Origin of the sequence: Vogesella oryzae, from assembly GCF_902829295.1 — a bacterium.
GTDB lineage: Bacteria > Pseudomonadota > Gammaproteobacteria > Burkholderiales > Chromobacteriaceae > Vogesella > Vogesella oryzae.
On sequence record NZ_CADEPL010000003.1, the window covers coordinates 52899 to 71252 of the forward strand.

The following is an 18354-nucleotide window of genomic DNA, read 5'->3' on the forward strand; positions in this document are numbered from 1 at the left end:
TTGCTCAGCGCTAGGGGAGGCCACGCAAGTCAGCCAAGGTGTAGACATTGTCGGCATCGAAGGTGAATTGGACCGCAAACGGCAGGATATGCTGGTGCCACTCGCTGTCGGGAGCTGGTGCCAGCCACAACTGGCCGGTACTTTGATCCAGCTGGCAGACTTCAAACTCGGTAAAGTCAACAATACGCCCAAAACGATGCGACAAGGCCTTGTAGCCAGCCTCTTTCGCCGAGAAGATCAGCGTGGCGACCATGTTTGGCGTCTTGTCTGGTAGACAGGCACGATCTGCTGCAGTGCAACAAGTCGAAACGATATCAGCCAGTTGTTGCCTGGCTACCAGCGGCTCGCAATCTACTCCCAGTCCTTCCGGACGTGGACTCCAAGCAGCGACAGCTGCTGCCAGACTTTGGCTATGGGTAATAGATCCGGTTACGCCGGTAGGCCACACTGGCCGACCGCTGATATCACGATCCAGTACGGCAGATATCAGTGGCAAACCGGCAAGGGCCCGCTCGGCACACAGGCAACCGGCCAGAAAAGACAATTGTCGGGAACGTACAAAACGGGCTGGTATGGCTGGGTGCAGGCTGGCTGGAACGATATGCTCCAGTAGCGCGTCAAGCACCGGCAGGGACAAGGCAGCAACCGAGCCATCTGCTATCTGCAGCGGCCACTGTTGCCAGAGTGTGGCTACACCAGCGCTGTCCTGCGGAAACAGCACATGCTGCAGTGTCGGCAACAGACCCGTCGGTAAAACAGCGCCTGACATGATGTGATAGCCTTTCGGGCTTGCAAATTCGGCACATAGTAACAGGGTGCCTGCCACTGCAAGCTGCTCCCCTCCATCCTTGCCGGCGACTGCACTATCTTTATCCTTCATTACTGACTATGCATACAGCCCATTTCGATCCTGATGATGCCGCCGATGCGGCGATGCACGTTTTCTGGCAAAAAGGTTATGCCGCTACTTCGATCCAGGACCTGGTGAATGGTACTGGCCTGTCGCGAAGCAGCCTCTACAACACCTTCGAAAGCAAAATCGGGCTGTTCCAGCATGCGTTGCAGCGTTATCACGGCCAGACGGCTGCCAACGTTGCGTTGCTGGCGGAAGACGGTTCTGCGATTGGCCGTGTGCGCGCGCTGTTGCAGCAAATTGCTGCTGACGAACTGGCCGGTACAGACAGCTGCGGCTGCCTGGTGGCCAATACCGCTCTGGAACTGGGTAGGCGCAATCACTCGGTGAACGACCTGCTGCAGCAGCACTTCTCGACATTGGAGACCGCACTGGCCGCCCTGATGCAACGGGGGCAGCAGCAGGGCGAAATCGCGGCCAGCAAATCACCTGTGGCGCTGGCGCGATTCCTGGTTGCCATTATCCAGGGCCTGCGCGTGCTGGGCCGTGGCTACGACGGCGAGGGGCAGGCCCAGCGTTTGAACGATGTGATTGAAGTGGCAATCAGCAGTCTCTGACCCCTCTGCAGTGTCCACTATTCCGCGTCGCATCGTGTTATGGCGCTAGGGCTGGCGCCACAGGCATACAACTGCCCTCCGTCGGTCCGCGAGAGCCATTTTCCTGAGAAACGGATCAGCGGGATGAGCGGCACAAGCCAAGCACCCGCTCGGCAATGGCAAGGCAGGCGGTGAGACCGGGCGATTCGATGCCGTACAGGTTGATCAGCCCCGGCACGCCATGCACTGCGGCGCCCTGGATCACGAAGTCGGCATCCGGCTGGCCGGGGCCGGTGATCTTGGGGCGCACGCCGCTGTAGGTCGGTGCCAGTGCAGCATCCGGCAGTGCCGGCCACCAGCGGCGGATGCTGCTGTAGAAACGCTCGGCGCGCTGTGGGTCGACGCTGTAATCGACGCCATCTATCCATTCCACGTCCGGGCCGAAGCGCGCCTGGCCGCCCAGGTCCAGCGTCAGGTGGGTGCCCAACCCGCCGGCTTCCGGCAGCGGGTAGATCAGTTGCGAGAACGGGCTCTTGCCGCCGAGAGCGAAGTAGACGCCGCGCGCGTAGTGCGCTTGCGGCACGGTTTCACGTGGAACGCCGTGAATCCTGCCGGCAACTGTGGGCGCCCACAGCCCGGCGGCGTTGATCACTTGCCGCGCCAGCACTTGGTAACCATCGGCCAGCGTCAGCACGATGCCGTCGGCGCTGACTGCGCCACCCACAATCGGCGACGCCAGCGCCAGCAGCGCGCCGGCATGTTCGGCATCGGCCAGCAGCGCCTGCATCAGCGCATGGCTGTCGACGATGCCGGTGGACGGCGACAGCAGCGCGGCATGGGCCTGCAGCGCCGGTTCGCGCTGGCGCAGCGCGGCGGCGTCCAGCCATTGCAGGTCGTGCACACCGTTGGCCGCCGCCTTGTCCTGCAGCGCGGCCAGGCGCGGGGCGTCGGCGTCGCTGACGGCCACCAGCAGTTTGCCGATGCGCTGGTGCGGGATGGCGCGTTCGGCGCAGTAGCGGTACAGCAGCTCCTTGCCGGCCACGCACAGCTGCGCTTTCAGGCTGCCGGCGGGGTAGTAGATGCCGGCGTGGATCACTTCGCTGTTGCGGCTGCTGGTGTGCTGGCCGATGTCCGCTTCCTGTTCCACGATCATCACCTCGCGGCCGGCCTGCGCCAGCGCGCGGGCACAGGCCAGGCCGACCACACCGGCGCCGATCACCACGGTATCGAGTTTGTCCATGTTGTTGTCTCCTTTGGCCGCTTTGTACTGCCGTAGCGGCGGCAGGTAAAGCCGGCTCGCGGGCGCTGTGCGGATGTCCGCACCGGCTGGCGGGCCGATTGCGGCCATCCGCACCAAAAGCCCGGTGGCACTGCGGTGTTTTGTGCGGCAAGCAATTGTTTTTATTGTGTTATCTGGAGCTGTGCGGCTGCTGGCACGCGTCCTGCTCTAGTTGTGTCGCTTTCTGCACATCACAACAAAGGAGAGAGGAACATGAAGAAGCAATTTGCCGCCTTGAGCCTGGCACTGGCGATCAGCCCGTTTGCCCACGGCGCGGAGTTCATCAACGTGCTGACCGGTGGCACCAGCGGGGTGTACTACCCGGTGGGGGTGGCGATGTCGCAGCTGTTTACCAAGGCCATGCCGGCCGCCAAGGTTTCGGTGCAGGCCACCAAGGCCTCGGCCGAAAACCTCAACTTGCTGCAGGCCGGCCGTGGCGAGCTGGGCTTTACGCTGGCCGATGCCGCCGCCGATGCCTGGAAAGGCGAGGCCGAGGCCGGCTTTGCCCAGCCGCTGAAGAAGCTGCGCGCCGTGGCCGCCATCTATCCCAACTACATCCAGATCGTCGCCAGCAGCGAGTCCGGCATCAAGACGCTGGCCGACCTGAAAGGCAAGCGTATTTCGGTGGGGGCACCCAAGTCCGGTACCGAGCTGAACGCGCGCGCCATCCTCAAGGCCGCCGGCCTGAGCTACAAGGATTTTGCCAAGGTGGAATTCCTGTCGTTCGGCGAATCGGTGGAGCTGATGAAGAACCGCCAGCTGGATGCCACGCTGCAATCATCCGGACTGGGCGTCGCCTCGATCCGCGACCTGTCTAGTGCACTGAAGGTGACCTTTGTGCCGGTTACCCCCGATATCGTCGCCAGGATCGGCGATCCGGCCTACCAGGCCACCAAGATTCCGGCCAAGACCTATGACGATCTGCCGGCCGACCTGCCCACCGTGGCAATCAGCAATCTGCTGGTGACCAACGACAAGGTGCCGAATGACACCGTGTACATGATGACCAAGCAGCTGTTCACCAACCTGCCGGTACTGGCCAACGCCCATGCCGCCATCAAGGCCTTCAACCCGGCCAACGCGCTGAAGGGTCTGCCGATGCCGTTGCATCCGGGTGCGGAGAAGTACTACCGCGAAATCGGCTTGCTGAAGTAAGCCTAACGAGTTGGCCGCATGGCGGCGCTGCACTGCTACGACAGGGGTGCCGTAACCGCTTGCATGCCGTCATGTGGCCGGCACGACACGCCATTTGCAGGAGTTGGTCATGAGCGATTCACAACACGGCGGCAGCCTGCCACGCAGCGTGCTGCTGGCGGCCTTGCTGTTCTCGGTATTCCAGATTGTCACCGCGGCATTCAGCCCCTTGTCCAGCAGCGTGGTCCGCGCGCTGCACGTGGGCTTTCTGCTGCTGCTGGTTTTCCAGCTATACGATGTACGCGGCCGGCGCGGTAGCGGCGGCTGGTCAGGCTATCTGCTGGCCGCCGCCGGCTTCGGGCTGGCGTTCTACCACTGGGTGTTCGAAGGCGCGCTGATCCAGCGCGCCGGCGAGATGACCACCCTCGACATGGGCATCGGCATCGCCACGCTGCTGCTGGTGTTCGAGGCCGCGCGCCGGGTGATGGGGGTGGCGCTGCCCGTCATCTGCCTGCTGTTCTTCGGCTATGCCACCTTCGGCGAATACCTGCCGGGCGAGCTGGCGCACCGCGGCTTCGGCTTCGACCAGATTATCGGCCAGCTGGCGTTCGGCACCGAGGGCATCTACGGCACGCCGACCTATGTCTCCTCCGGCTACATCTTCCTGTTCATCCTGTTCGGCGCCTTTCTGGAACAGGCCGGCATGATCCGGCTGTTCAACGACTTCGCGCTGGGCACCGTCGGCCATACCCGCGGCGGGCCGGCCAAGGTGGCGGTGATCTCCTCCGGGCTGATGGGCACCATCAACGGCTCCGGCGTGGCCAACGTGGTCACCACCGGCCAGTTCACCATCCCGCTGATGAAGAAGTTCGGCTACAAGGCCGACTTTGCCGGCGCGGTGGAGGCCACCAGCTCGATGGGCGGCCAGATCATGCCGCCGGTGATGGGCGCGGTGGCGTTCATCATGGCGGAAACCATCAACGTGCCGTATGTGGAAATCTGCAAGGCGGCACTGGTGCCGGCGGTGCTGTATTTCTTCACTGTGTTCTGGATGGTGCATCTGGAAGCCGGCCGTGCCGGCCTACTGGGGCTGAAGAAGAGCGACTGCCCGGACCCGTGGCGGGCGCTGAAAGAGCAGTGGTATCTGCTGCTGCCGCTGGCGGGGCTGGTGTACCTGCTGTTTGCCGGCTTCACGCCGCTGTTCTCCGGCATGATGGGGCTGGTGCTGACGGTGATCCTGATCTTCGGCTCGGCGCTGGCGCTGCGCATCCGCGGTACCGCGCTGCGCGTGCTGTTCTGGCTGGGGCTGGGGCTGGTCACCGCGGGCTTTGCCAAGGGCGGCATCGTGGTGCCGATGGCGCTGATCGCGCTGCTGGCCGGCGTGCTGCTGCTGGTGCGTGAAGGCCGTCCGGTACTGAAAACCGCCTACACCGCGCTGATCGACGGCGCCATGCACGCGCTGCCGGTGGGGATAGCCTGCGCGCTGGTAGGGGTGATCATCGGCAGCATCACGCTGACCGGCGTGGCCACCACCTTTGCCGGCTACGTGGTGCAGCTGGGCAGCCACAGCCTGTTCCTGTCGCTGGTGCTGACCATGCTCACCTGCCTGGTGCTGGGCATGGGCATTCCCACCATTCCCAACTACATCATCACCAGCGCCATCGCCGCGCCGGCGTTGCTGGATCTGGGTGTGCCGCTGATCGTGTCGCACATGTTCGTGTTCTACTTCGGCATCATGGCCGACCTGACGCCGCCGGTGGCGCTGGCCGCCTTTGCCGCCGCGCCGATCGCGCGCGAATCCGGGTTGAAGATCGGCATCCGCGCGATGCAGATCGCCATCGCCGGCTTCATCGTGCCGTATATGGCGGTGTATGCGCCGGCGCTGATGTGGCAGTTCAATGGCGAGGCGGACTGGTTGGCCGCCGCGTTTGCCTTCGGCAAGGCGCTGCTGGCGGTCAGCCTGTGGGGCGTGGTTACCATCGGCTTCTGGCAGCGCAAGCTGCTGCTGGCCGAGCGGGTACTGGCGTTTGTCGCCGCCTGCCTGCTGGTGGTGGCGGTGCCGTTTACCGACGAGCTGGGCCTGGCCGGCGCCGCGGCATTTGCCGGCTGGCATCTGTACCGCCACCGTCGCCAGCCGGCGATGCAGGGGGTCTGATGGCAGTGTGCCTTGCTACCGCTACTGCCAGCGTCAAGCTGGCGGTAGCCGGTTTTGCGCTGGTGTGGACCCACTCCATCGAGAAGATCGACTGGCAGGAGAACTGGCAGGTGACCGCCGGTGGCCTGGCGCTGGTTTCCGCTACCGTGCGCGGTAGCGGGGCCGGCATGGAGGTGCCGGACGGCGCGGTGTGGCACGACGGCGCATGGACCTACCGGCAGCAGCTACTGGTACCGGCACTGCGGCTGACACGCAGCCCGTATGTGCCGGACTACCGGCTATGCCTGCCGGGCGAGCCGTGCCGGCCCTTGTCGCAGTGGATTGCGCCCGACGATACTGTGACCACCGTAAGCCCCTGCTGAGGAATCCCGCTTGTCCGCCCCTGCCGCCGCCGTGCCATCCCGCTTCTTTGCCCGTGTGCTGGTCGCCAGCTTTGCCATCGTGGTGGTGGCGTTGCTGGCCGGCCGCGCCAGCTGGCATAGCGCCGAGGGCGAGTTGCGCGAAGTGCTGTCGCAGCGGCTGGCGCTGTATGCCACGGCGCTGGATGCCGAGCTGTCGCGTTTCGAGGCGCTGCCCTACGTGGTGTCGCGCCATCCGGAAGTCGCGCGGCTGCTGCAGGATGCGGCCAACCCGGCGCGGGTAAACGCCATCAACCACTACCTGGCGGAAGTGAATGCCGAAGCCGGCACCGCCCAGGTGTTCCTGCTCGACCGCCACGGCACCGTGCTGGCCAGCAGCAACTGGAATAACAGCGAAAGCCTGGTCGGCAAGAATTACGCCTTCCGGCCGTATTTCCGCGGCGCCATGCGCGGCGAGACCGGACGCTTTTTCGGCGTCGGCGCCACCACGCGCATTCCCGGCATGTTCATCTCGCGCCCGGTGCTGGTCGATGGCCAGGTGCAGGGTGCGGTCGCCACCAAGATCGACCTGGCGCCGCTGGAGGCGGCCTGGGCGCGCAGCGACGAAAAAGTGCTGGTGGTGGATGCGCACGGCGTGGTGACGCTGGCCGCCAGCAGCCCGTGGAAGTTCGCCACCCTGGCGCCGCTGTCGCCGGCAGTGCGCGAGCGGCTGGCCGCCACGCGGCAGTACTACACCTCGCGGCTGCTGCCGCTGCCGTTTGTGTGGCATGGCGAGGAGCAGGTCAGCGTCGGCCGCCAGGACTACCTGGCCGTCAGCCGCAACGTTGGCCGCATCAACTGGCGCATGCTGCTGCTGGGCGATGTGCAGCAGGCGCGCGCGCAGGCCTGGCTCACCGGCGCGGTGACCGGTCTCGGCCTGCTGGCGCTGACCATGGTGGCGCTGTATGCCAGCCTGCGGCTCAAGCGTGTGCGCGAGCGGCTGGCCGAGCAGCTGCGGCTGGAGCGCACCGTGGCCGAGCGCACCGCCGAACTGGCCACCGCCAACCTGCGGTTGCAGGACGAAGTCAGCGGTCACCAGCAGACCGAGCAGGCGCTGCGCGAAACCCAGGCCGAGCTGATCCGCACCGGCAAGCTGGCGGCGCTGGGGCGCATGGCGACCGGCATCGCCCACGAGCTGAACCAGCCGCTGGCGGCGCTGCGCAGCTTTGCCGACAACACCCGGTTGTATCTGGCGCGCGGCCGGCTGGCCGAGGTCGATGGCAATCTGGCGCGCATCGTGCGCGAGACCGACAAGCTGGCGGCGATGACTGCCGAACTCAAGCTGTTTGCCACCCGCCGTCCGGTGCGCGGCCATTGCCAGCTGGCCAGCCTGCGCCCGGCGCTGGAAGCCATGCTGGCCGATCGCGGCGTGCAGTGCCACTGGCGGCACGACGCCGACGCCAGTCTGCCGCTGGATCCGCTGGCGGCCGAGCAACTGCTGGGCAACCTGCTGCGCAATGCCGCCGATGCGCTGGCCGAGCAGCCGCAGCGCGACATCACCATCCGCCTGCAGCAACAAGCGCAAAGCGTGCTGCTGCAGGTCGAGGACAATGGCCCGGGCCTGCCGGCGGACAATCCGCAGCGGGTGCTGGAACCGTTCTATTCCACCAAGCGTTTCGGTCACGGCCTGGGGCTGGGGCTGGCCATCGTCGCCGGTATCGTGCGCGATGCCGGTGGCGAAATCGCCACGGCCAACCTGCCGCAGGGCGGCGCCAGCTTTACCCTGCGCCTGCCGCTGAGCGATAGTGCCGCCTCATGACACCTTATATTCTGCTGGTCGAAGACGACTCCTCGGTGCGCGAAGCCTGTGTCCAGACCCTGGAACTGGCCGACCATCACGTGCTGGCCTGTGACAGTGCCGAAGCCGCGCTGTCGGCGTTTGCGGCCAACCCTGGCTGCGTGGTGATCAGCGATGTGCGCTTGCCGGGCATGGATGGCCTGCAGCTGTTCGCCGCCTTGCGCCGCCAGGACGGCGAGCTGCCGGTCACGCTGGTGACCGGCCACGGCGACGTGGGCATGGCGGTACAGGCGATGCGCGACGGCGCCTGGGACTTCATTGAGAAACCGTGGCAGCGCGAACGGCTGCTGGATGCGGTTGGCCGCGCACTGGCGCAGCGCCGGCTGCAACTGGAGAACCGCCGCCTGCGCGCGCAACTGTCGGGGGAAGGCATCGACAGCCTGCTGCTGGGCGATTCGCCGGCGCTGCGTGCCTTCAAGACCCGGCTGGCGACGGTCGGCGCCACCGACGCCGACGTGCTGGTGCTGGGTGAAACCGGCAGCGGCAAGGAGCTGGTGGCGCGCGCGCTGCATCAGGTCGGGCCGCATGCCGGCGGCGAGTTCGTCGCCATCAACTGTGCCGCGCTGCCGGAAACGGTGTTCGAGAGCGAGATGTTCGGCGCCGAGCCCGGGGCCTACACCGGCGCCAGCAAGCGGCGCATCGGCAAGATCGAGCACGCCGACGGCGGCACGCTGTTCCTCGACGAAATCGAAGGCATGCCGCTGGCGCTGCAGGCCAAGCTGTTGCGGGTGCTGGAAACCCGCAGCGTGGAGCGGTTGGGCAGCAACCGCGCGCAGCCGGTGAACTGCCGCGTGGTGGCCGCCACCAAGCTCGACCTCAAGGCGGAAAGCGCCGCCGGCCGCTTCCGTGCCGACCTGTATTACCGGCTGAACGTGGTGACGCTGCGCTTGCCGCCGCTGCGCGAACGCGCCGAGGACATTCCGCTGCTGTTCAGCCATTTCGCCCGCCGGGCGGCGGAGCGCTTCGGCTGCCCGTTGCCGGCGCTGTCGGCGGCCAACCTGGCCGCGTTGATGGCGGCGCCGTGGCCCGGCAATGTGCGCGAGCTGGCGCACGCTGCCGAGCGCTGGGTGCTGGGACTGGAAGAGGAGCCGCCGGCGGCGGCCGCCAGCCTGCCGCAGCAGCTGGAGCAGTTCGAGGCGCGCGCCATCGCGGCGGCGCTGCAGGCGGTGGAGGGCGATGTCGGCGAGGCGGCGGCGCAGCTGGGCATCGCCCGCAAGACGCTGTACGACAAGCTCAGCCGCTACGGCATCCAGCCGGCGCTGTATCGCGGCGGCTGAAGCCGCGCCGCAAACAACAAGGTTGGCCGCATGGGGGAACATGCGGCCAACCTTTTTCATTGCTGCCGGCAAGCCGCTATCAGCGCTTGCGCAGCTCCGGCAGCAGCGCGGCGACGATGCCGGCCAGCGGGATCCACGCGCACCACTGGTACACCGTCTGCAGCCCGACGTGGTCGGCCAGCTGGCCGATCAGCGCGGCGCCGAGGCCGGCGACGCCGAAGGCGAGGCCGAAGAACAGGCCGGAGATCATGCCCACCCGCTGCGGCAGCAGCTCCTGCGCATACACCAGGATGGCGGAGAACGCCGACGACAGGATCAGCCCGATCAGCACCACCAGCGCCAGCGTGGCGTGCAGGCCTACATAAGGCAGCGCCAGCGCGAACGGCGCACTGCCGAAAATCGAGAACCAGATCACGCGGCGACGGCCGATGCGGTCGCCCAGCGGCCCGCCCAATATCGTGCCGCTGGCCACCGCCAGCAGGAAGGCGAACAGGTACAGCTGCGCATCGGCAGTGGACACGGCGAAGCGCTCGATCAGGTAGAAGGTGAAGTAGCTGTGCAGGCAGGCCATATAGGTGTACTTGGTCACCACCAGCGCCATCAGCACCGCCAGCGTGTGGCGGGTCTGCCGCGGCGACAGCGGGTTGGCCGCCGGCGGCGCGGCGCGGCGGGCGGCATGGCCCAGCTCGGCCTGATACCAGTTACCGACCTGCCACAGCACCAGCATCGCCAGCAGGGTCAGGCTGCCGAACCACGCCACGCTGTGCTGGCCGTTGGGCAGGATGATCAGCATCGCCAGCAGCGGACCGGCGGCGGTGCCGCCATTGCCGCCGACCTGGAACAGCGACTGCGCCAGGCCCTTGTGCCCGGCAGCGGCGAGGCGCACCACGCGCGACGATTCCGGATGGAAGATCGACGAGCCGGTGCCGACCAGCGCTGCGGCCAGCAACAGCCAGCCGAATTGCGTCGCCTGCGACAGCAGCAACAGGCCGCACAGGGTGCTGGCCATGCCCAGCACCAGCGCGCGTGGCTGCGGTTTGCGGTCGGTCACGATGCCGACCAGCGGCTGCAGCAGCGAGGCGGTGCACTGGTAGGTGAGGGTCATCAGCCCGATCTGGGCAAAGCTCAGCGCGTAGTTGCCTTTCAGCAGCGGGTAGATGGCGAGAATCAGCGACTGCATCAGGTCATTGAGAAAATGCGCGACGCTGACGGCGCCGATCACCCGCCAGCGCGGGCTGCTGGCCGGCGTGGCAGGGGCGGACAGGGTGGCTTGCATGGAGCGCTCCTTGTGGGTGGTGGTAGCCGCATCCTAGAATGTTGGCATCTGCCAGTCTCACGCGCACATGGCAGCAACTATCGAGAAAACGGCATGCACGCAGTCGATATCGAAATGATCGAGCCGCCGCAGCTCAGCAGCGACACGCTGATGATCGGCAAATCGCAGGATTACCCGGCCGGCCACGCCACCGTGCGCCACAGCCATCCCACCGCGCAGCTGCTGTACGGCATCGCCGGGGTGATGCGGGTGCTTACCGCGCGCGGGCAGTGGATCGTGCCGCCGACGCGCGCCATCTACATTCCGCCCGGCCACTGGCACGAGGTGCATATGCTCAGCCCGGCGCAGATGCGCAGCGTCTATGTGCAGCCATCGGCGCTGGCCGGCATGCCGCAGCAGTGCTGCGTGCTGGCGGTGACGCCGCTGTGGCGCGAGCTGCTGCTGGCGGCGGTGCGCTGTCCGCCGCCGGTGTTGCCGGGTACCCGCGCCGCGCGGCTGCTGGCCTTGTTGCTGGAGGAGATGGAAGTGCTGGAAACCCTGCCGCTGGCACTGCCGACGCCGGACGATGCGCTGCTGGCACCGCTGTGCAATGCGCTGCAGGCGCAGCCGGACGATGCCCGCAGCAGCGATGACTGGGCGGCGAGGCTGGGGGTGGATGTGCGCACGCTACAGCGCCGCTTCGTGCGCGCCACCGGCATGAACTTCGGCGCCTGGCGGCGACAGGCGCGGCTGATGCACGCGTTGGCGCAGCTGGCCGCCGGCGCGCGGGTGCTGGATGTGGCGCTGGATGCCGGCTATGCCAGCCCCAGCGCCTTTAGCGCCATGTTCCGCCGCCAGTTCGGCGTGGTGCCCAGCGAGTTTTTCGGCGCCAGCGACGAGGCCTAGCCGCGGCGACAAGGTTGGCCGCAGGTACATGACAATGACAAGCCGAAGCCGCGCGGCTTGTCCTTTGTCTGGTGCCGGCAGCTACTTGCCGCGATAGGCGATGCGCTCTTCCATCTCGGCGATGGCCAGCGCCAACGCGGCGGCGGCACCGTCGCGGCCGTCCGCATAGAAGGTCCACTCGCCAAAGCGCAGCTGCCAGCCGCTGGCACCGGCTTCCTCGCCGCGCACGATCAGCTCCGGCACCTGCAGCGTGCTGCCGTCCGGCAGGGTGAGCGGGTGCCACTGCGGTGGCGGGCGGTCTTCAAACCACATGGCGTTTTTCCTGTTCCGTGTTGCCTGTCATGGTGGATTGTAGCGCGGTGAGCTTTGCCGGCGCTTGCGGCCAACCCTGTGGCCTCAGTCTGCCGCCGGCGGGGTGGCCGTTGCCAGCACCTCGCGCATCAGCTGCCACACCTTTTCCGCCAGTGGCGACAGCGAGCGCCCGGCGCGGCGCACCAGCATCACGTCGCGGCGGATTTCCGGCCGCAGCGGCCGCACGGTGAGGGCGCTGCCGGCCGGTAGCGGCAGGGCGAGCCGCGGCGAGATGCTGATGCCGATGCCGGCTTCCACCACGCGGAACACGGCGGTGGAGTGGCCCAGCTGCTGCACCACCGGCGCGCTGACGCCCTGTGCCGCCAGCGCCGCCTCGATCAGCGGCCGGCTGCCGCTGTTGCCGTCCAGCAGCACCAGCGGCGTATCCTGCAGTTGCGACCAGTGCACGCTGTCGCCGGCGGCCAGCGGATGATCCGCCGGCAGCACCAGGCAGAACGGGTCGCTGAGCACGCGCTCGCAGTGCAGTTCCGGCTGCGCGCGCGGGTCGACCACCAGGCCGAAGTCCACCTCGCCGGAAAGCACACTGGCGAGGTTGAGCCGCTGCACCTGATCCAGCAATTGCAGCTGCAGCTGTGGATAACGTTGGCCGCAGGCGGCGAGGCAGGCCGGCATCAGGCTGGCGGACAGGGTCGGGCTGCTGGCGACGCGCACCGTGCCCTTGGCCTGTTCGCCGGCCTGGCGTGCCTCGGCCAGCACGCTGTCCAGTTCGTCCAGCACGCGGGTGAGCTGGGCGCTCAGGCGCTGGCCGCTGGCGGTGAGCAGCACTTCGCGGGTGGTGCGGTCCAGCAGCCGCAGCCCCAGCTGCTCTTCCAGCTCGCGGATACTGCGGCTGACCGCCGACTGGGTCAGGCCGACGCGGTCGCCGGCGCGGCCGAAGCCGCCGTGCTGGCTGACGGCAAGAAAGGCGCGTAACTGGCGCAGGGTGATATTCATCGCAAAATCACATTAATCAATGAGATAAATGAATTTGTATTGTAGATCGCCACGCGGTGAAATAGCGGCTTGTTAACGACCAGCCGGCGCCATGACGCCGGCGGCAGACAGGACCCGCCCATGCCTCGCCCACGCTTTCTACCGGACAATTTCACCCTCGGCCTGCTCGGCGCCGTGTTGCTGGCCAGCCTGCTGCCATGTAGCGGCGCGGCGGCACACTGGCTGGAGTGGCTGACCGATGGCGCCATCGGCCTGCTGTTTTTCCTGCACGGCGCCAAGCTGTCGCGGCAGGCGGTGCTGGCCGGCATTACCCACTGGCGGCTGCACCTGGTGGTGCTGGCGGCCACCTTTGCGCTGTTCCCGTTGCTGGGGCTGGTGCTGCAGCCGCTGCTGGGCGCGCTGACCACGCCGGAGCTGGCGCTGGGCTTGCTGTATCTGTGCCTGCTGCCGTCCACGGTGCAGTCGTCGATCGCCTTCGTGTCGGTGGCGGAAGGCAATGTGCCGGCGGCGATCTGCAGCGCCACTGCCTCCAATCTGCTGGGCATCGCGCTGACGCCGCTGCTGGTGGGCTGGCTGCTGCTGTCGGGCGAGGTTGGCCGCAGCGGCGGCTCGGCACTGGCCATCGTCTACCAGTTGCTGCTGCCGTTTGTCGCCGGCCAGCTGCTGCGGCCGTGGCTGGGGCAGTGGGTGGATCGCCACAAGAGCCGGCTCAAGCTGGTGGATCAGGGCTCGATCCTGCTGGTGGTGTATACCGCGTTCAGCGCCGCGGTAATCGGCGGCTTGTGGCATGCCACACCGCTGCCGGCGCTGGGCGGCTTGCTGCTGGCCTGCGCGCTGCTGCTGGCGCTGGCACTGGGATTGACGCGGCTGGCCAGCCGCAAGCTGGGCTTCAATCTGGCGGACGAGATCACCATCGTGTTCTGCGGCTCCAAGAAAAGTCTGGCCAGCGGCGTGCCGATGGCCAAGGTGCTGTTTGCCGGCCATGCCATCGGCGCCATCGTGCTGCCGCTGATGCTGTTCCACCAGCTGCAGCTGATGGTGTGCGCGCTGCTGGCGCGGCGCTACCGTCTGCGGCAGCAGCAGGGCTGATGCGCTGCGGCCAACGTTGGCCGCATCGCTGCGCCATGGTTTGGCATGGCCGGCTGGCAGAACGCAACGTTGTGGCAGTTTTAATACGTCGGCATTCCTTTTGGCAGGCAGATCGGCTATAAACGCCGCTTTGTTGGATGCCACTTTGCAAGGGTCGCCGCATGGAACTCAGCCAGCTGTATCTCCACCCTCTCAAGTCGTGCCACGGCATTGCGGTGCCGCAGGCCGAAGTCACGCCCCAGGGCCTGCTGCATGATCGGGTGTGGTTGCTGGTACGGCCGGATGGCAGCCAGATCACCGCGCGTACCCACCACCGCCTGGTGCTGGTCGAGGCGCAGCATCTGCTGGACGACAGCTGGCAGTTCCGCGCCCCCGGGGCGGGGGAGTTCATCACCCGCAGCCGGCAGTTTGCCGCGCCGCATCGCGCCCAGGTGTGGAAGTCCGAGTTCACTGCCTGGCAGGGCGATGCGGCGGCGGATGCCTGGTTCAGCGCCTATCTGGGCGAACCGGTACAGCTGCTGTGGCTGGGCAGCAGTACCCGCCGTTTCAAGGACACCGCGCTGCCGCTGTCGTTTGCCGATGGTGCGCCGTTCCTGCTGATCGGCGAGGCGTCGCTGGATGACCTTAACCAGCGGCTGGCGGCGCCGGTGTCGATGCGCCATTTCCGTCCCAATCTGGTGGTGAAAGGCGCGTTCCCGTTCGAGGAAGACGAATGGCAGCGCGTGCGCATCGGCGAGGTGGAGTTCGAGGTCGTCAGCCGCTGCACCCGCTGCATCTTCACCACCATCGATCCGCAGACCGCGCAGCCGCACGAGGAAAAACAGCCGCTGGCGACGCTGATGGGCTACCGGCGCATGCCGGAGGGGGTGTGCTTCGGCGTCAATCTGCTGGCACGCAACAGCGGCCGCCTGCAGCTGGGCGATGCGGTGGAAGTGCTGGCCGGCGAGGTGGCGTTCGACTGATGGCAACAGGTATCAAACGGCTGCTGCTGGCCGTGCTGTGTCTGCCGGCGGCGCTGGCGGCGGCCGGCACTGTGGTCAAGGTGGCGTTCTACGAAAGCATTCCGCCATGGGTGAATGTGGCCGGCCGGCCCGGCATCGCGGTGGAGTTGCTGCAGGAGGCGCTGCGCAGCGAGGGCATCGCCATGCAGCCGGTGTTCTATCCGCTCAGCCGACGCATCAGCGCCTACCGTCGCGGCGAGGTCGATGCCTTGTATGACGTGACTCCGGCCCAGCAGCATCATTACCAGTTGCCCGGCAGCATCGGCCGCGACCTGCATGCTTTCGATAATGTGGTGGTGGCGCTGGAGCGGCAACGGCTGGAGCTGGCGCAGCCGCAAGACCTGCAGGAGCTGCAGGTGATGGCCTGGGAAGGGGCCGAGCCGGATCTGCCGCTAGGCTACGACCGGCTGCTGGCGCAGGCCACCGGCCATTACGGCGAGCTGTCCGATCAGGGCAGCCAGGTGCGCTCTTTATATCTGGGCCGTAGCGACGCGATCATGATCGACCGGCTGATCTTTGAATGGTATCGCCGCCAGCTCGGGCCGCAGGCACAGCTGCCGGTCACCCTCTATCCGCTGCTGATGCCGAAGGAAGCCAATGTGCTGTGGCGCGATCCGCTGCTGCGCCAGCATTTCGACCGCGGCCTGCGCAAGCTGAAGCAGGATGGCCGCTACGATGCGGTATTCCGCCGCTATCACAGCCAGCCGCAACCGTGACGCTGCTCGATCAGCATCTGGCGCAATACCAGTTCTGTGAACGGCACCAGCGCCCGGTTGCCGCCTCCGCCGCACAGGTGATGCAGGCGGTGCACCGCTTGCCCGACTGGCAAGATCCGTGGGTGCAGCGTTTTATCCGGCTACGCGAACTGCCGGCCAGGTTGGCCGCACGGCTGGGGCACGGCAATGCCCTGCCGCAGCGTGCACCGTTCGGCCTGCACGATTTCACCCTGCTGCAGTGCAATGCGCAGGAAGTGGTCTGGGGACTGGCCGGCGAGTTCTGGCGCGGCGATTACGGCCTGCGTCCGCTGGCGGATGCCGCGGCATTTGCTGGCTTGCTGTCGGTGCCGCGCTTGGTGATGGGCATCCGTATCATCCCGCTGGCCACAGGCGAGCTTTGCCTGCACACCGAGACACGGGTCTACTGTCCTGACCGGCGCAGTTACTACCGCTTCATGCCGTACTGGTATCTGATTCGCCCGGTGAGCGGGTTGATCCGCCAGCGCATGCTGCGGGCCATCGCCGAGATGGCGCTGACCGCATAAGGCGGCAAGCGGCTGCCTGGCTGGCTTGCCGGCACCATGAGCCTTCACCGCACGGCTTGCGGCAAACAGCCTGTTCTTTGACGCCCCAGGGCGCTTCGTTCACCATGCGGAACGCTGTGCCATTTTGGAGTCGTATCTTGCCTTATCTTGCCTTGTGCCTGGCCATGATGTTGTGGGCCAGTTCTTTTATTGCGCTCAAGTCGGTGTTTGCCGTTTTCGACCCGGTGTTTGTGCTGTTCTGCCGCATGGTGATCGCCACCGTCTGCATGTTGCCGTTCCTGCTGCGGCGCGGCAGCCGGCTGCGCTACCAAAAAGGCGACTGGCTGTGGCTGTTGCTGATGGGCTTGAGCGAGCCATGCCTGTATTTCCTGTTCGAAGCCAACGCGCTGCTGCATACCAGCGCCTCGCAAGCCAGCATGATCACCGCCACGCTGCCGCTGCTGGTGGCGGTCGGTGCGCATTTCCTGCTGCGCGATCGGCAGCGTCTGCCGGTGTGGCTGGGGTTGGCCGTTTCCATGACCGGCGTGGTGTGGCTGACCGGCGGCAGCGAGGCCGATGCCAGCGCCCCGTCGCCGATACTGGGTAATGCGCTGGAGTTTCTCGCCATGATTTGCGCCAGTGGCTATGTGCTGATTGCCAAGAAACTGTCGCCGCGTTATTCCGCGCTGACGTTGACGGCGACCCAGACGGTGCTCGGGACATTCTGGTTTGGCGCCATCCTGCTGACCCCGTGGGGACACTGGCCGCAGCACTACCCGCTAGATGCGGTACTGTGGGTGCTGTATCTGGGGGTGTTCATTACGCTGGGAGCCTACGGCATGTATACCTGGGCAGTGGGCAAGGTGCCGGTGGCACTGGCTGGCGCCTTTATCAATCTGATTCCGGTCTTTACCCTGGCGATGGCCTGGCTTTATCTGGGCGAGCGCCTGACCGGCCCGCAATGGCTTGCCTGCTTGCTGGTACTGGGCGGCGTGCTGCTGAGCCAGATGCCACGTTGGCCGCAACGGCAGGCGGGCAAGGTTTGAGTTTTCCTGCCGCTGGCCGATATTGTTAACACTGCTGCCATCATTTTCTGCAAGGGAAGTTCATGCATCCGCTATTGTGTCACGCTCGACCACTCGTCATCAGCCTGCTGTTGCTTGCCCCCGGCGTTGCTGCTGCCAATGAAACTGCGGCGGCTGCCCCGGCTGCCAAAGCCGTGGTGCCGGAACAACTGCCGCCGTCGATCCAGCCGTTGAAGCCGGCCGATCACAGCGCGGCGGTGAATAACAAGGCGATGGTAGAGAGAAGCCGTCCGGTCAAGAAAAAGGTGGTGCATCGGCCCGCCGTCAAGCACCCGCCGGCAGCCGCCGGGCATGAAGAACACGACGAGCTGGGCAAGGTTCGCAGCCTGGTTCAGGCAATGGTGGCGGCCAACCAGCGCTACATGAAGAGCAAACCGGCCGCCTATTTCGAACGCTTTGCCAGTAAGCAGACGCCTCGGGCCACTGTAGTGACCTGCTCGGACTCGCGCGTACAGAGCAATGCCTTCCATAGTGATGCAGTTAACGACCTGTTCGTGGTGCGCAATATCGGTAATCAGCTGGTGACGGCAGAAGGCTCGGTCGAGTATGGCGTGCGCCATCTGCACACGCCGCTGCTGATGTTCATTGGTCATGCGGTTTGCGGCGCGATACAGGCTGCGAGCGGAGACTTCTCCAACCTGGAGCGGCCAATCCAGAAAGAGCTGCTCACCATCAATATTCCCAAGGGCATTGCCATCAACGACGGCGTACTGCTCAACGTCAACAACCAGGTAGACGCGGCAATAATGAAGTTCGGGGGCGAGGTGGAGTCCGGCAAGCTGGCGGTTGTCGGTGCCTTCTACGACTTCCGCAACGACTACAAGCAAGGGCGCGGCAAGCTGATCATCACCAACATCAACGGCGAAACCGATCCAGCGAGGTTGGCCGCACTGGCCAAGGCCGGCAATTTCTTCAGTGCGGCGACGGGCATGGCGCCACTAAACGCCAGTCATTAGCGACAGGAAATCTCAACTGAGAAATAC

The 18354-nt window shown here is 66.2% G+C and carries 18 protein-coding genes; 13 read left to right on the forward strand and 5 right to left on the reverse strand.

Annotated features, from left to right (window positions below; genetic code table 11):
• Positions 1–10: 10 nt before the first annotated feature.
• Positions 11–880, reverse strand: a complete 870-nt coding sequence (locus HU218_RS01585; protein WP_174873181.1) for a 4'-phosphopantetheinyl transferase family protein — start codon at positions 878–880, stop codon at positions 11–13.
• A gap of 8 nt (positions 881–888) precedes the next feature.
• Here HU218_RS01585 and HU218_RS01590 point away from each other — a divergent pair, with 8 nt between their 5' ends.
• On the forward strand, positions 889–1470 hold the full coding sequence (locus HU218_RS01590; RefSeq protein WP_174873183.1) for a TetR/AcrR family transcriptional regulator: 582 nt from the start codon (positions 889–891) through the stop codon (positions 1468–1470).
• A 115-nt stretch (positions 1471–1585) separates the two neighbouring features.
• Here the strand turns inward: HU218_RS01590 and HU218_RS01595 are convergent, their stop codons facing one another.
• Positions 1586–2689, reverse strand: a complete 1104-nt coding sequence (locus tag HU218_RS01595) for an NAD(P)/FAD-dependent oxidoreductase (protein WP_174873184.1) — start codon at positions 2687–2689, stop codon at positions 1586–1588.
• Positions 2690–2941: 252 nt separating this feature from the next.
• Here HU218_RS01595 and HU218_RS01600 point away from each other — a divergent pair, with 252 nt between their 5' ends.
• The 5 genes from HU218_RS01600 to HU218_RS01620 all read left to right on the forward strand — a co-directional run bounded on the left by HU218_RS01600 (position 2942) and on the right by HU218_RS01620 (position 9490).
• Positions 2942–3883, forward strand: coding sequence for a TAXI family TRAP transporter solute-binding subunit (locus tag HU218_RS01600; RefSeq protein WP_174873185.1), 942 nt, complete (start codon positions 2942–2944; stop codon positions 3881–3883).
• Positions 3884–3992: 109 nt separating this feature from the next.
• Entirely contained in the window at positions 3993–6017 is a 2025-nt protein-coding gene (locus HU218_RS01605; protein ID WP_174873187.1) for a TRAP transporter permease, read from the forward strand.
• Positions 6017–6379, forward strand: coding sequence for a DUF1850 domain-containing protein (locus tag HU218_RS01610; RefSeq protein WP_174873189.1), 363 nt, complete (start codon positions 6017–6019; stop codon positions 6377–6379). Before HU218_RS01605 ends, HU218_RS01610 begins: the two co-directional genes overlap by 1 nt.
• A 10-nt stretch (positions 6380–6389) precedes the next feature.
• Entirely contained in the window at positions 6390–8174 is a 1785-nt protein-coding gene (locus HU218_RS01615) for a sensor histidine kinase (RefSeq protein WP_174873190.1), read from the forward strand.
• The gene (locus HU218_RS01620) at positions 8171–9490 is read left to right on the forward strand and encodes a sigma-54-dependent transcriptional regulator (RefSeq protein WP_174873191.1); all 1320 of its coding nucleotides are present in this window, start codon (positions 8171–8173) and stop codon (positions 9488–9490) included. Before HU218_RS01615 ends, HU218_RS01620 begins: the two co-directional genes overlap by 4 nt.
• 79 nt (positions 9491–9569) lie before the next feature.
• Here the strand turns inward: HU218_RS01620 and HU218_RS01625 are convergent, their stop codons facing one another.
• On the reverse strand, positions 9570–10766 hold the full coding sequence (locus HU218_RS01625) for an MFS transporter (protein ID WP_174873193.1): 1197 nt from the start codon (positions 10764–10766) through the stop codon (positions 9570–9572).
• Between the two features lie 93 nt (positions 10767–10859).
• Between HU218_RS01625 and HU218_RS01630 the strand changes: the two genes are divergently transcribed.
• Positions 10860–11651 (forward strand): AraC family transcriptional regulator, encoded by a 792-nt coding sequence (locus HU218_RS01630; protein ID WP_174873194.1) that lies wholly within the window; start codon positions 10860–10862, stop codon positions 11649–11651.
• A gap of 81 nt (positions 11652–11732) precedes the next feature.
• Here the strand turns inward: HU218_RS01630 and HU218_RS01635 are convergent, their stop codons facing one another.
• Positions 11733–11963, reverse strand: coding sequence for a hypothetical protein (locus HU218_RS01635; protein WP_174873196.1), 231 nt, complete (start codon positions 11961–11963; stop codon positions 11733–11735).
• Between the two features lie 84 nt (positions 11964–12047).
• Positions 12048–12956 (reverse strand): LysR family transcriptional regulator, encoded by a 909-nt coding sequence (locus HU218_RS01640; RefSeq protein ID WP_174873198.1) that lies wholly within the window; start codon positions 12954–12956, stop codon positions 12048–12050.
• A 120-nt stretch (positions 12957–13076) separates the two neighbouring features.
• On the opposite strand from HU218_RS01640, the gene HU218_RS01645 reads away from it, so the two are divergent.
• The 6 genes from HU218_RS01645 to HU218_RS01670 all read left to right on the forward strand — a co-directional run bounded on the left by HU218_RS01645 (position 13077) and on the right by HU218_RS01670 (position 18327).
• Positions 13077–14045, forward strand: coding sequence for a bile acid:sodium symporter family protein (locus HU218_RS01645; protein ID WP_174873199.1), 969 nt, complete (start codon positions 13077–13079; stop codon positions 14043–14045).
• A 161-nt stretch (positions 14046–14206) separates the two neighbouring features.
• The gene (locus HU218_RS01650) at positions 14207–15007 is read left to right on the forward strand and encodes an MOSC domain-containing protein (RefSeq protein ID WP_174873201.1); all 801 of its coding nucleotides are present in this window, start codon (positions 14207–14209) and stop codon (positions 15005–15007) included.
• Positions 15007–15762 (forward strand): substrate-binding periplasmic protein, encoded by a 756-nt coding sequence (locus tag HU218_RS01655; protein ID WP_174873203.1) that lies wholly within the window; start codon positions 15007–15009, stop codon positions 15760–15762. Before HU218_RS01650 ends, HU218_RS01655 begins: the two co-directional genes overlap by 1 nt.
• Positions 15759–16307 carry a hypothetical protein gene (locus HU218_RS01660; protein WP_174873204.1) on the forward strand — a complete coding sequence of 183 codons (549 nt, stop codon included), beginning with the start codon at positions 15759–15761 and terminating at the stop codon, positions 16305–16307. Before HU218_RS01655 ends, HU218_RS01660 begins: the two co-directional genes overlap by 4 nt.
• Positions 16308–16444: 137 nt before the next feature.
• Entirely contained in the window at positions 16445–17332 is an 888-nt protein-coding gene (locus HU218_RS01665; protein WP_246210693.1) for a DMT family transporter, read from the forward strand.
• A gap of 62 nt (positions 17333–17394) precedes the next feature.
• Positions 17395–18327 carry a carbonic anhydrase gene (locus HU218_RS01670; RefSeq protein WP_246210694.1) on the forward strand — a complete coding sequence of 311 codons (933 nt, stop codon included), beginning with the start codon at positions 17395–17397 and terminating at the stop codon, positions 18325–18327.
• The last annotated feature ends 27 nt before the right edge of the window (positions 18328–18354 follow it).